This is a genomic window from Nonomuraea dietziae (assembly GCF_014195505.1).
Taxonomy (GTDB): domain Bacteria; phylum Actinomycetota; class Actinomycetes; order Streptosporangiales; family Streptosporangiaceae; genus Nonomuraea; species Nonomuraea roseola.
The window spans coordinates 7,437,567-7,449,639 of sequence record NZ_JACIBV010000001.1; the positions used below are offsets into that span (position 1 = coordinate 7,437,567).

Annotated in this window: 11 protein-coding genes and 1 pseudogene; 4 read left to right on the top strand and 8 right to left on the bottom strand. The window is 71.6% G+C overall.

Going from position 1 to position 12,073, the window contains the following annotated elements:
* Positions 1-38: 38 nt before the first annotated feature.
* Positions 39-716 carry a copper homeostasis protein CutC gene (locus tag FHR33_RS35480; RefSeq protein WP_183657285.1) on the top strand — a complete coding sequence of 226 codons (678 nt, stop codon included), beginning with the start codon at positions 39-41 and terminating at the stop codon, positions 714-716.
* A 6-nt stretch (positions 717-722) separates the two neighbouring features.
* On the opposite strand, the gene FHR33_RS35485 is transcribed toward FHR33_RS35480, so the two are convergent.
* From FHR33_RS35485 to FHR33_RS35510, 7 genes and pseudogenes are all read right to left on the bottom strand, one after another.
* Positions 723-1,868 carry a DUF6986 family protein gene (locus tag FHR33_RS35485; protein WP_183657288.1) on the bottom strand — a complete coding sequence of 382 codons (1,146 nt, stop codon included), beginning with the start codon at positions 1,866-1,868 and terminating at the stop codon, positions 723-725.
* A 32-nt stretch (positions 1,869-1,900) separates the two neighbouring features.
* Positions 1,901-3,211, bottom strand: coding sequence for an FAD-dependent oxidoreductase (locus FHR33_RS35490; protein WP_183657292.1), 1,311 nt, complete (start codon positions 3,209-3,211; stop codon positions 1,901-1,903).
* 21 nt (positions 3,212-3,232) lie between these two features.
* Positions 3,233-4,423, bottom strand: coding sequence for a class I adenylate-forming enzyme family protein (locus FHR33_RS35495; RefSeq protein ID WP_183657295.1), 1,191 nt, complete (start codon positions 4,421-4,423; stop codon positions 3,233-3,235).
* Between the two features lie 32 nt (positions 4,424-4,455).
* On the bottom strand, positions 4,456-5,265 hold the full coding sequence (locus FHR33_RS50860; RefSeq protein ID WP_246452285.1) for an AMP-binding protein: 810 nt from the start codon (positions 5,263-5,265) through the stop codon (positions 4,456-4,458).
* A gap of 16 nt (positions 5,266-5,281) precedes the next feature.
* A pseudogene (locus FHR33_RS50865) lies at positions 5,282-5,917 on the bottom strand (AMP-binding protein); the annotation flags it as partial.
* 9 nt (positions 5,918-5,926) lie between these two features.
* Complete coding sequence (locus FHR33_RS35505; protein WP_183657298.1) at positions 5,927-6,907, bottom strand: phenylacetate--CoA ligase family protein; 981 nt, start codon at positions 6,905-6,907, stop codon at positions 5,927-5,929.
* Positions 6,904-7,950: an LLM class flavin-dependent oxidoreductase gene (locus FHR33_RS35510; RefSeq protein ID WP_183657301.1), complete on the bottom strand. Its 1,047-nt coding sequence runs from the start codon at positions 7,948-7,950 to the stop codon at positions 6,904-6,906. Before FHR33_RS35510 ends, FHR33_RS35505 begins: the two co-directional genes overlap by 4 nt.
* Positions 7,951-8,110: 160 nt before the next feature.
* Here FHR33_RS35510 and FHR33_RS35515 point away from each other — a divergent pair, with 160 nt between their 5' ends.
* Positions 8,111-8,560: a hypothetical protein gene (locus FHR33_RS35515; RefSeq protein WP_246452286.1), complete on the top strand. Its 450-nt coding sequence runs from the start codon at positions 8,111-8,113 to the stop codon at positions 8,558-8,560.
* Here the strand turns inward: FHR33_RS35515 and FHR33_RS35520 are convergent.
* Positions 8,557-9,477, bottom strand: a complete 921-nt coding sequence (locus FHR33_RS35520; RefSeq protein ID WP_183657304.1) for an acyl-CoA dehydrogenase family protein — start codon at positions 9,475-9,477, stop codon at positions 8,557-8,559. The two genes, FHR33_RS35515 and FHR33_RS35520, sit on opposite strands and share 4 nt — an antisense overlap.
* A gap of 101 nt (positions 9,478-9,578) precedes the next feature.
* On the opposite strand from FHR33_RS35520, the gene FHR33_RS35525 reads away from it, so the two are divergent.
* Together FHR33_RS35525 and FHR33_RS35530 are read left to right on the top strand one after the other, a co-directional pair.
* On the top strand, positions 9,579-10,214 hold the full coding sequence (locus FHR33_RS35525) for a hypothetical protein (RefSeq protein WP_183657307.1): 636 nt from the start codon (positions 9,579-9,581) through the stop codon (positions 10,212-10,214).
* A gap of 57 nt (positions 10,215-10,271) precedes the next feature.
* Positions 10,272-12,011, top strand: a complete 1,740-nt coding sequence (locus FHR33_RS35530) for a proline--tRNA ligase (RefSeq protein WP_183657310.1) — start codon at positions 10,272-10,274, stop codon at positions 12,009-12,011.
* Positions 12,012-12,073 lie beyond the last annotated feature (62 nt).

Below are 12,073 nucleotides of genomic sequence, written 5' to 3' on the forward strand. Positions count from 1 at the left end.
GCCGGGAGGAGGGTGAAATAGGCGATAACCTCTGGTTCATGACCGGATCCTTGCTCGAGGTGATCGCGCTCGACCTGCGCGACGCCGTGGCCGCAGAACAGGGCGGCGCCGACCGCCTGGAGGTCGTCGCCGACATGGCGGCCGACGGACTCAGCCCCGCCACGGAGACGGTCGCCGCGATCGCCAGGGAGTGCCCGCTTCCTCAGATGGTGATGCTGCGCACGGAGGCGAACTTCAGCGCCGGCTCACTGGACAAGCTGAGCTCGCTGGTGAAGGAGCTGGCCGACGCGGGGGCGGCAGGGTTCGTGTTCGGCTTCCTCGACGCCAAGGGGGCCGTGGACCTGGCCGCCACCGAGGCGCTCATCCACGCGGTCTCGCCGCTGCCGTGGACCTTCCACAGGGCCGTCGACCACGCCGCCGACACCCAGGCCTCCTGGCGGGCGGTGCGGCTGCTGCCCAACCTGGCCACCGTCCTGACCTCGGGCTCGCCCAACGGCGTCACCGACGGCCTGCCCGTGCTCAAGGCCCGCGCCGAGGCCGGCGACGCGGGGCTGATCCTCGCCGGCGGCGGCCTGCAGCTGCGCCACATCCCGACCCTGCTCGACTACGGCGTGCGCGCCTTCCACGTCGGCAGCGCGGTGCGCGACTCGTGGACCTCTCCCATCGAGGCCCGCCTGGTCTCGCAGTGGCGCGCCCTGATCGACCGCGACCTCTGACGCGGGTCAGCCGAGCGCGGAGTCGGCGCGGCGGAGCGCGGCGACGAGGGTCCTGATCGTCGCGGGCTCGTCCATCACGCCGCCGCCGGCCTCGCGGCTGTCCTCCCACGCCCGCACCCTGGCCGCATAGGAGTCGTAGCGCTCCAGGTGGAAGGCGTAGACGGTGGCGAAGCGGGAGACCAGGTGCGAGGGGTGCATGTCCCATCCCTGGTAGAAGCCGTGCGAGAGCGAGTGCCTCACCAGCTCCGCGTGCCTGCGCCACAGCGCGTGGACGTCCTGCGTGGACGGCGAGGCGGGTGAGGCGGCCAGCGAGCCGTCGGACAGCTCCACTCCCGTTCCCGCGAAGGCGGTCTGCATGACATGGCGGGCGTGGTCGCAGGCCGGGTGGTCGAGCCGCTGCTCGTGCGGGGGCAGGCCGATCGCGGCGGTGTAGTCGAAGACGCCGAAGTGGGCGGCGGCGAGCCGTCCGCCCAGCGACTCGGCCAGGTCGGAGCGCAGGAACAGCACGGTCTGCGGCGCCTCGACCTGGATCTCGAACCGCAGCGGGGCCGGCAGGCCGAGCGCGCTGTCGAGCTCGGCCAGGACCTGCGCGAACTGCCCCAGATACTCCTCCATGAGCACCTTGGGGAAGGTGACCGTGAAACCGGGCGGCAGCGAGCCCGCCCTGGCGACGAGCTCGGCGAGGAAGAGCTCGAGCGTGCGGACCGAACGGGCGGGGTCGCCGTCGGCGAAAGACTTGACCCGCAGCCCCCACCGGCGGGGCAGCCTCCCCTCGGCGTGCAGGTCGGCGAGCGCTGAGGCCGCCGCCACCGCGTCGCCGTCCTCTGCGCCGGGCCGCACGCCGTACCCGTCCTCGAAGTCGACCCTCAGGTCCTCGACGGGCTCGGCGGCCAGCTTCGCGGCGACCCGCGTGTGCACGCCGGCCGCCAGGCCGGAAGGGACGCCGAACACCTCCGCCAGGGCCTCGGCGTCGGGCAGGTGCGTCTTCATCAGGTCGAGGGCCTGACCGCCCCACGTCGAAGGCGTCGAGGAGGAGAACCTGTCGGCCGGCACGTAGACCGTGTGGACGGGCTGCCAGCCCGGCTCCCGCACGGGGTAGCGGGCCTGCTGGATCCTGTGGACGTCCTCAAAACCACCGACGGTGATGCGCATCGTCACACGCTATCGAGGGGTGCGGGTCACGGTCACGGCGGCGCCGGGGTGACGCGGCCGCAGGCGGCCAGCATCGCCTCGAGCCCGACCAGCTTGACCCTCTCGCCCCTGCCGAGCGTGCGCGCGAGCGAGGCCTCCGCCTGCTCGATCGCCCTCCAGTCCTCGTAGGTGACGGGCCTGACGCCGCGCGCGGACAGCAGCTCGTCGATCGAGGCCACGCGGCCGTGCGGGTCGTCGGCGAGCAGCGTGCGGACCGTCTCGGCGGCGTCGGACTTGTTGGTGCCGATCACGCCTGTCGGCCCGCGCTTGAGCCAGCCCGCCACGTACTCGCGGTCGCGGACCCTCCCCTCGACGTTCGGCACGGTCATCGTCTCGCTGGAGAACGGCACGCCGGGCAGCGCCACGCTCTGGTAGCCGACCGAGCGCAGCACCATCCCCACGGGCAGCGTCTCGAACTCACCTGTGCCCACGACCCTGCCGTCCTGCGACAGCCTGGTGCGCTCCAGCCGCAGCCCCTCCACGCGGGTGGTGCCGAGGATCTCCACGGGGCGCAGCCAGAACCGCACGTCCAGCCGGCGCGGACGGCCGACCGGCGCACGCTCCGACCACGACCTCAGCACCTCGATGTTGCCCTTGACCTGCCGGGGGAAGTCGCCGCCCAGCACCACCGCCTCGTCGGGCCGCACGCACACGTCGGCGTTGACCAGCTCGCCGAGCTCGCGCAGCTCCTTCAGCGTGAACTTGGCGTGCTCGGGACCGCGCCTGCCGATCATGTGGATCGCCTTGACCTGGCTGTCGGCCAGCCTGGCCAGCACGTTGTCGGGCACGTCCGTGGAGCTCAGCTCCTCGGCGGTCTTGGCGAGCACCCGCACCACGTCGACCGCCACGTTGCCGACGCCGATCACCGCGACCTCGGGGCTGTCGAGGGTGAACCTGTCGGGCGAGACGTCGGGGTGGCCGCAGTACCAGTTCACGAAGTCCGTCGCGGCGACGCTGCCCACCAGGTCCTCGCCTGGGATGCCCATCCTCCTGTCGACCATCGCGCCCGTGCAGTAGACGACGGCGTCGTAACAGGCCAGCAGGTCGTCGACCGACACCTCCGAGCCGAGCGTCACGCCGCCGAGAAAGCGCACCTGCGGCAGCTCCAGCACCCGCTGGAGGTAGTTGGCGATCGACTTGATCGAGGTGTGGTCGGGCGCCACCCCGTATCGCACCAGCCCGTACGGTGTGGGCAGCCGTTCGAGCACGTCCACCTCGACGGGCCCTGCCGACTGCTTCACCAGTGCCTCGGCCGTGTAGATACCGGCGGGACCCGATCCGACGACTGCCACGCGCAATGACACGCTGCCTCCTCGGGGGCGACGCTATGTCCGTGATTGTGTACCCACTAGGTGCAGGCGGCCAAGGTCGTCGAGGAAACCCGTGTCGCCCGTCCTGACGAAACCGTCTCTCGCGAACACTCGTGCGTCGCCGTCTCCGACGTACCCGCTCATGACCGCGTGAGACCTGAGCAGCACCTCCCCTTCCCGGCCCGCCAGCAGCGGGCGCCCGGCCTCGTCGCGGACGGACAGGTCCACGCCCGCGCGCGGCCTGCCGACGGTGAGCTCGGCGGCCTCCGGCGGATCGTCGGGACGGGTGCCGAGGCCGAGACCCGCCTCCGTGCACAGGTAGCGGTTGCAGACGGGCGCGCCGAAGCGCTCCCTGAGCCGTCTGATCAGGCCGGGGGCGGCGGGCCCTCCGCTGGAGAGCACCAGCTCGACCGAGGGCCACTCGGCTCGCGGCTCCAGCAGGGCGGCCAACTGCTCGGGCGTGCCCTGCAGGACGCGCAGCCGCTTGTCGCACACCAGCCGCAGCGCCGACTCGGGGTCCCAGCGCGGCAGCAGGTAGGTGGTCCTGCCGGTCTGCAGGATCACCGGCAGTCTCGTGGCGAAGGCCATGTGGCTCATCGGGTGCGACAGCAGCCGCGCGTCGCCCCTGCCCCACCTGACGCCGGCCCCGTGCGCCCTGATGGCCTCCAGCTGCCTTTCGCCGAAGAGCACCGCCTTGGGCGGGCCCGTCCTGCCGGAGGTGTGGGTGATCACGACGGGCCGCCCGGGATCGGGAGGCAGCGGAGGAGGAGGGGGCTCGTTCCTGGCGAGGGAGCCCAGCCAGGAGGCGGGTGGGGGCACGCCGGGCGCGTCCGTGGTCATCCGCGGCGACGCCGGCAGGGCAACGACCTCGCGGCCGGGCAGCGAGGGGAGCAGACGAGGGGCGGTGACGACGAGAGCGGGATCGAGCCTGGTCAGCAGGCTGAGCCTGGCCTGGTGTCGCGCGTCGATCCCCGCCGTCACGGCGCCGATCTTGGCCGCGGCGAGGTAGCAGACGACGAACTCGGGCCCGCCGGGCAGGACGAGGGCGACCACGTCGCCGACGCGCACGCCGCGATGGGCCAGTCCCGCGGCCACCCGATCGGACAGGTGGTCGAGATCGGTGAACGACAGGCGGGAGGTGCCGGACTCGACCGCAGCGCGCGCCCCGAACCTGCGTGCGGCCTCTCCGGCCAGCAGGCGCAACATGGCTGGCTCCTGACGAAAGGCGCACTGTCTGTCTACCCGCCCCGCGCGGCCTCACGCAGGGCGTTCTTGTCGAGCTTGCCGTTGGCGTTCAGGGGGAGCTCCTCGACCACGCGCACGCGCAGCGGCACCTTGTAGTCGGACATGTTCGCCTTCGCCCACGCGCGCAGGCCCTCCTCGGTGACCTCGGCGCCCGCTCTCGGCACCACGAAGGCCCAGCCCGCCTCGCCCGAGCGCGCGTCGGGCATCCCTATCACCGCCGCCTGCGCCAGCGACCCCTCCCTGAGCAGCAGCGACTCGACCTCCGCGGGCGAGACGTTGAAGCCGTTGACGATGAACAGCTCCTTCTTCCTGTCGACGACGGACAGGTTGCCGGCCAGGTCGAGCAGGCCGATGTCGCCGGTGTGCAGCCAGCCGTCGCCGTCGATCACCTCGGCGGTCATGGCGGGTTCGCCCCAGTAGCCGCGCATGACGCCGTAGCCGCGCTGGAGGATCTCGCCCCGCTCGCCCCTCGGCACCTCCTTGCCCGCCGCGTCGACGATCTTGACCTCGATGCCGGGGACGGGACGTCCCGCCGAGCTCGCGATCACCTCGACCGGATCCTCCGCCCTGGTCATCGAGACGACCGTGCCCTCCATGAGGCCGTAGGCGTTGACCATGCGCTCCAGCCCCACCCGTTCGACCAGCCGGGTGACGAGAGAGGCGGGCACCGCCGCCGCCCCGCAGATGGCCACCCTGAGCGAGGAGACGTCGCGCGGACGCCTGTCGAGCTCGTCGAGGAGGCGGACGAAGAGGGTGGGCGGCCCCCGCCAGGATGGTGATCCTGCCGTTCTCGATGAGGTCAATGAGGCCGTCGGGGGAGAAGGAGGCGACGGGCATCATCGTCGCGCCGCGTAACACACAGGCCAGCAGCCCCGCGTTCAGCCCGAAGCCGTGGGCGAAGGGCGCGATCACCGGGTACCTGTCGCCTTCGCGCAGGGTGACGATCTCCGCCCAGTCCCCGTAGCCCCGCAGGATCTGGGCATGGTCCAGCATGACGCCCTTGGGGGTGCCCGTCGTGCCGGAGGTCGACATGATCTCGCACAGGTCCTCGCCCCGTACGGCCAGCGCCCTCTCCTCGGCCTCCTCGACACTCGCCAGCGCGTGCCGTACGCCCTCGAAGGGCCGGACGGAGGGCAGACGCCGCTCGCTGACCAGCAGGCGGGCGCCCGTCCTGCCGGCCAGGTCGGCGGCCTCGAGCTCCTTGGCGCGGGCGGAGATCGGCACGAGCACCGCGCCCGCGTCCCAGACCCCGAAGGCGTTGACCACCCAGGACAGGTCGTTGGGGCCCCAGATCGCGACCCTGTCGCCCGGACGGACGCCCTGCGCGATGAGCGCCCGCGCCACCGTCTGGGCCCGCTCCCGCAGGGAGGCCAGGTCGAAGTCGAGCGTGACGGCGGCGCGCGGAAGGCGCTCGGCCTGCTCCCGCAGCATCCGGGGGATCGTTTCCCACTGCATGACGGGCTCCTAGACGAGAGCGCGGTCCCTGCCGAGGTGGTGGCCGCGATGGTCGGTGACGACGCCTGGGGTGGAGCTCTCCGCGGCGTCGGGGGAGATCTCCACGGCGATCGAGATCGGCGTGAGCGCGGCGAGCGCCTGCTGGATGCGCGATCTCCACATAGGGTTCTTGACCAGGCTCTGCCTGGCGAAGGTCACGGTGAGCGCGGCGGCGTCGAGCGTGCCCTGCCTGCTGATCGCCAGCTCCCATCCCGACACGCCGTCGATCTTCGACAGCGCCTTCTCCATCCTGGGCAGCGACAGCCACACCCCGCGCACCAGCACGTGCTCACCGACGGTGTGCGCGAGCCGTCCTTCGACCGTGACCTGCCCCGTGCGCAGGACGGCGTCGCCGTACGGGATGACCAGCTCGCCGCGCCCCTCGTCGATCATGGTGTCCTTGCCGATGGAGGCCAGCCCGAGCACGCCCTCGGCCAGCGGCGTCAGCGGCTCGCTCTCGGCCGGCCTCCACGCCAGCGCGCCGCCGGAGAACGGGCTGGAGTAGACCTCGCTGACCCGCGCCTCGAACTCCGAGGCCAGGTGGCCGAGGGTTCTCCTCGAGGCGATCTCGCCGGTCAACACGATGTGCCGCAGGCCGAGGTCGAGAGGGTCCAGCAGGAACTCCAGGTGCAGCCTCGCCAGGAAGTCCATGGCGCCCGTGGGGGTGGCGACCAGCGTCGTGGCGCCCATCTCCTGGAGCGCGTGGTGCAGGCGCATCCTGCCGCGCGGCCCGACCGAGGCGGCGGCCTCGGCCACGGACGCGGCCGCCGACGCCCACAGCCCGCCGACCGGCTCGGCCAGCGCCACCACCACCCTGTCGCCCTCGCCGACGCCCGCCTGCCGCAGCGCCTCGGCCGTCAGCTCGGGACGCAGGGGCAGGCCGCCCGTGAGGTTGAGCAGCCCGGTGGCGCTCCTGGTCGTCAGATCGTCGCGGGTCAGCCATCGGGTCACTGCATCACCTCGGTCATGAAGAGGTTCATGGAGTCGCAGACCAGGTCGTGGGCGAGCCCGCCCACCTGGCACTGCAGGATCAGGTCCGTCGCGCCCGCCTCGGTGATACGGGCCACCGCCTTGCGCGAGCCCTCCACGTCGTCCACGACGACCATCAGGTGCTCGCGCAGCGTGGCCATGGCCTCCTCCGGCGGCATCCCCGCGGCGAGCTGGCCGAGCACGCGGTGGGTGGCGTGGCGGGCGTCGTAGTAGTCGGGCGGGGTGACCAGGTTGACCTGGCGGCGGATGTACCAGAGGACCGCGTCGGCGGCCTCGTCCCTGGCCTGCCCGACGTACCAGGGGATCATCAGCGCGACGCGGCGGGTGGCGGGGTCGAAGCCGTTGTCGGCCAGGCACTGCTTGTAGCCGGCGATGTCCTCGGCCACGTCGTCGATGCCCTTGAGCATGGTCATGCCGAGCAGGTTGTAGCCGTGCCTGGCGGCGGCCAGGTAGCCCTCGAGAGAGGTCGAGGCGACCCAGACGGGTGGGTGCGGCACCTGCGTGGGACGCGGGTAGACGGCCACGTCGGGGATCTCGAAGAACTCGTTCGACCTGCTGACCGGCTCGCCGTCGGCGCGCCAGATCTCCAGCGTCGCCTCCAGGCTGTCCTCCCAGATCTGGCGGGACTTCTCGAACGGGCGCTGGAAGGCCTGGTACTCCAGGGGGGAGGCGCCGCGGCCGGTGCCGAACTCCACCCTGCCGCCGCTCAGCACGTCGAGGGTGGCCACCCGCTCGGCCGTCCGGATCGGGGACTGGAAGGGCAGCAGCACCACGCCAAGACCCAGGTGAATGCGGCTGGTGCGCTGGGAGATCGCGGCCAGGACGAGGTCGGGCGCCGAGGAGTGGGAGAAGCCGCGGGTGAAGTGGTGCTCGACGAACCACGCGGTGTCGAAGCCCAGCCGGTCGCCGAGGACGACCTGGTCGATCACGTTCTGGAACGCCTGCCGTTCGACCTCGCGGGTCCTGCCGCGGACCTCCAGCTCGTATCCCAGGCTGATCCGCATCCACGCCTCCCGTTGATAAACCAAGCGCTCGCTTGGTTGAGCGTATCAGGCCATACCGACTTGCGGGAAGGGCGCGGGGAGATCAGAGTGAGTGTCCGTGAGCGCGGAGAAGCGGCGAAAGCAGGGGCTGAGGCGGCCGAAAGATGGCACGCTCGCAGACATGAGATTGCGTCGCGCCAGGGAGGCTCAGGACGAGCCGGTGCCGGCCAGCGCCCGCAGGTTCGAGGCGTTCGGCAGGGTGATGGCCGCGCTGGCGAGCGAGGCGGAGTTCATCGAGTCCTGCCGCGACCTCACCTGGTGGCGAGGGGCCGACCACAGCTGGCACATCTCGTGGCGCGACGGGCCCTACGCCTCCGAGGTGGTCACGCTGCTGGCCAGGCAGGTGCGCGAGCCGGGTCTCGACGCGGGCCTGGTCACCGTCGCAGGGTCGTGCAGCCCCTCCTCCGCGGTGCTCGACGTGATGGGGGTGCGCTTCGAGCTGCTGGCCATCGACCCGATGGGAAGGGCCAGGGTCGGCACGAGGCCCGGCTTCTGGCGCCTGGCCGAGGCGCTCGACACCACGCGCCGCACCAACGCCAGGCAGCCGTGGGAGGAACTGCTCGGCGGTTAGCCGATCTCCAGGCGCGCCCTGTGCGAGCGGGGCGGGCCGAACAGCCGCGCGTCCGAGGTGGCCCGCTTGAAGTAGCGGTGCGCCTCGTGCTCCCAGGTGATGCCGATGCCGCCGTGGATCTGGATGCTGTCGCCCGCCGCCTTCAGATAGGCCTCGCCGCAGTAGGAGCCGGCGATCGCCGCGGCCTGCGCCGAGGGGTCGCCGACCGCTCCCCACACCGCCGACCTGGCCGACTCCACCACCACCAGCAGCTCGGCCAGCCTGTGCTTGATCGCCTGGAAGGAGCCGATCGGCCTGCCGAACTGGTGGCGCAGCCTGGCGTGGGCGGTGGCCGCCTCCAGGCACCTGGCCGCGCCGCCCACCTGCTCGGCGGCCAGTGCGATCACCGCCAGGTCGCGGACCCGCTCCCAGGCGGCGCCGTCTCCCGCGTGCCGCGCCACGGCCCCGTCGAAACTCAGCGCGGTGAGCGGACGGCTGGCGTCCATCGTCTCGTACGGCACGCGCGCCGAAGGCTCGGCCGCCACCAGCGACCCGCCGACGTAGAGGAGGACCGCCTCGGCGTCCAGCACGTAGGGGGCCGAGCCGGTCAGGCGGTCGCCGTCCAGGACGCAGGAGTGCTCGCCCGGCAGGACGACGGTCGCGGTGAGCGCGCCCTCGGCGATGGCCCCGAGCAGTTCGGGGTCGTCGGTCGCGGCCGTCGCCATGACGGCGGTCTGGAGAAAGGGGTGAGGCGACAGCGCCCTGCCGATCTCCTCGGCCACGACGGCCAGTTCGGAAAGGCCGCAGCCGGCTCCGCCGTACCTCTCGTCGACCGCCAGGCCCGCGACTCCGAGTTCTCCCGAGAAACGCGCCCACGACGCGGCCGGATGGGCGGCGAGAAAGGACCTCACGACGGTCCGCAGCTCGGAGAGGCTCACGACCGACGATGCTAACCAAGCGATTGCTCAAGTAGCCAGCCTGACTGGGGGTTGACCGAAATTTACTTTTCCTGTATGTGCACATAGTCTGATTAGCGAATATGGAGAAGATTGCTATCGAGTATGCCGATTTCGCCGAATATGATCGGCGACAGCGCGGCATCCAACGTCACGTGCTGGCCGCCTTCCTCGGGGGACTGGTCGTCGGCCTCGTCGGTGTGGCCGCGTCCGAACTCCCCACGGACGTCCACTACGACCCCTACATCTACCTCGCGCTGGCCGTGGCCGTCGGCGCGACGGCGTCGGGCATCGGCTGGGCGCTGCTGACCACCTTCCTCGCCTCCGCCTCCACCGTGGTGGCCGCCATGGGCGGCAGCGCGCTGCGCGGCGACCTGAACTTCGAGGCCATCGGCGGCACCAGCTCGGGGTTGAACCTGGTCGTCGGCCAGCTCGTCGCCCTCGGACTGCTGGCCTACGTCAGCAGGAGGCTCGACGGCTGGGGCGATCTGGGCGCGGGCGTCGTCTCGGGCCTGCTGCTCGCCGACGTCATCGACAGGGCCACCCCCGGCGGCATCGACTGGGAACCCGCCTTCTGGCCGGTCGCCGCCGTCGCCGTCACCCTCCTCTCCGTCTTCGTGATCTTTCTCCTCAGGCGGACCACGGCGGGCAGGGTCAGGGCCGCCGCCGTCGCGGCCGTGGTCGCGGGGCTGCTCACGCTCGCGCTCCACGCCCTGTGACCGGGGAAAGTCGGTAGCCTGTATGTCCTCACATCCGGGCCCTAACTAGGAGTAGCCGTGTTGCTGCGCATGTCGTCGTTGTTGCTTCGCACCCTGCGGGACGACCCGGCAGACGCGGAAGTCCCGAGCCACAAGCTCCTGGTCCGCGCCGGCTACGTCCGCCGCGTCGCGCCCGGTATCTACTCATGGCTGCCGCTGGGCAAGATCGCCCTCGAGAACGTCACCCGCGTCGTGCGCGAGGAGATGAACAGGATGGGCGGACAGGAGGTGCTCTTCCCCGCCCTGCTGCCCCGCGAGTACTACGAGACCACGGGCCGCTGGACCGAGTACGGCGACAACATCTTCCGCCTCAAGGACCGCAAGGGCGGCGACTACCTGCTCGGCCCCACCCACGAGGAGCTGTTCGCCGACATGGTGAAGGGCGAGTACTCCTCCTACAAGGACTACCCCGTCACGCTCTACCAGATCCAGAACAAGTACCGTGACGAGGCGCGGCCCAGGGCGGGCATCCTGCGCGGCCGCGAGTTCCTGATGAAGGACTCCTACTCCTTCGACCTCGACGACGACGGTCTCAAGCGCTCCTACGAGCAGCACCGCGAGGCCTACATCAGGACCTTCGACAGGCTCGGCCTCAACTACAAGATCTGCTTCGCCACCTCGGGCGCCATGGGCGGCTCGGCCTCGGAGGAGTTCCTCGCCCCCACGCCCACCGGCGAGGACGCCTTCGTCAACTGCCACCACTGCGGCTACGCGGCCAACGCCGAGGCCGTCGTCACCCCGGCGCCCGCCGCCCGCCCGCTGGAGGGGCTCGCGGCCCAGCGGGTGCTCGACACCCCCGACACCCCGACCATCGAGTCGCTGGTGTCGCTGGTCAACGCCCGGTACGGCCTGAACATCACCGCCGCCGACACCCTCAAGAACGTCGTGGTCAAGGTCACCACCCCTGGCTCCGACAAGGAGGAGACGCTGGTCATCGGCGTCCCCGGCGACCGCGAGGTCGACTTCAAGCGACTCGAGGCCGCTCTGGCGCCCGGCGAGCCCGCCATCTTCGAGGACTTCCACAAGCACCCCGGCCTGGTGCGCGGCTACATCGGCCCGCAGGTGCTGAAGGACCTCGGCATCCGCTACCTCGTCGACCCCCGCGTCTCCACCGGCACCTCATGGGTGACCGGCGCCAACGAGAAGGGCAAGCACGCCGTCGACGTCGTCGCCGGCCGCGACTTCGTGCCCGACGGCACGATCGAGGCCGCCGAGGTGCGCGCGGGCGACGCCTGCCCCCGCTGCGGCAACGAGCTGTCCATCGACAGGGGCATCGAGATCGGCCACATCTTCCAGCTCGGCCGCAAGTACGCCGACGCCGCCGGGCTCGACGCCCTCGGCCCCGACGGCAAGCCGATCAGGATCACGATGGGCTCCTACGGCATCGGCGTCTCCAGGGCTCTCGCGGTGATCGCCGAGCAGAAGCACGACGCGCTCGGGCTCGTGTGGCCGCGCGAGGTGGCCCCCGCCGACGTGCACATCGTCGGCACCGGCAAGGAGAACCAGGTCGAGGTGGCCGTCCAGCTCGCCGAGGAGCTCGAGTCGCGGGGGCTTCGCGTCCTGGTCGACGACCGCCCCTCGGTCTCGCCCGGCGTGAAGTTCAAGGACGCCGAGCTGCTGGGCATGCCCACCATCGTGGTGATCGGCCGCGGCCTCGGCCAGGGCGTCATCGAGCTGCGCGACCGCGCGACGGGCGTCAAGGAGGAGATCCCGCTCGCCGAGGCCGCCGAGCGCGTGCTCGCCGCCTGCCGCGACTGACCCTGCGTCCGGGGGCGGCGGGTCGGCCTCCGCCCCCTGGCCGTACGGCCGAGCGCCGTTAC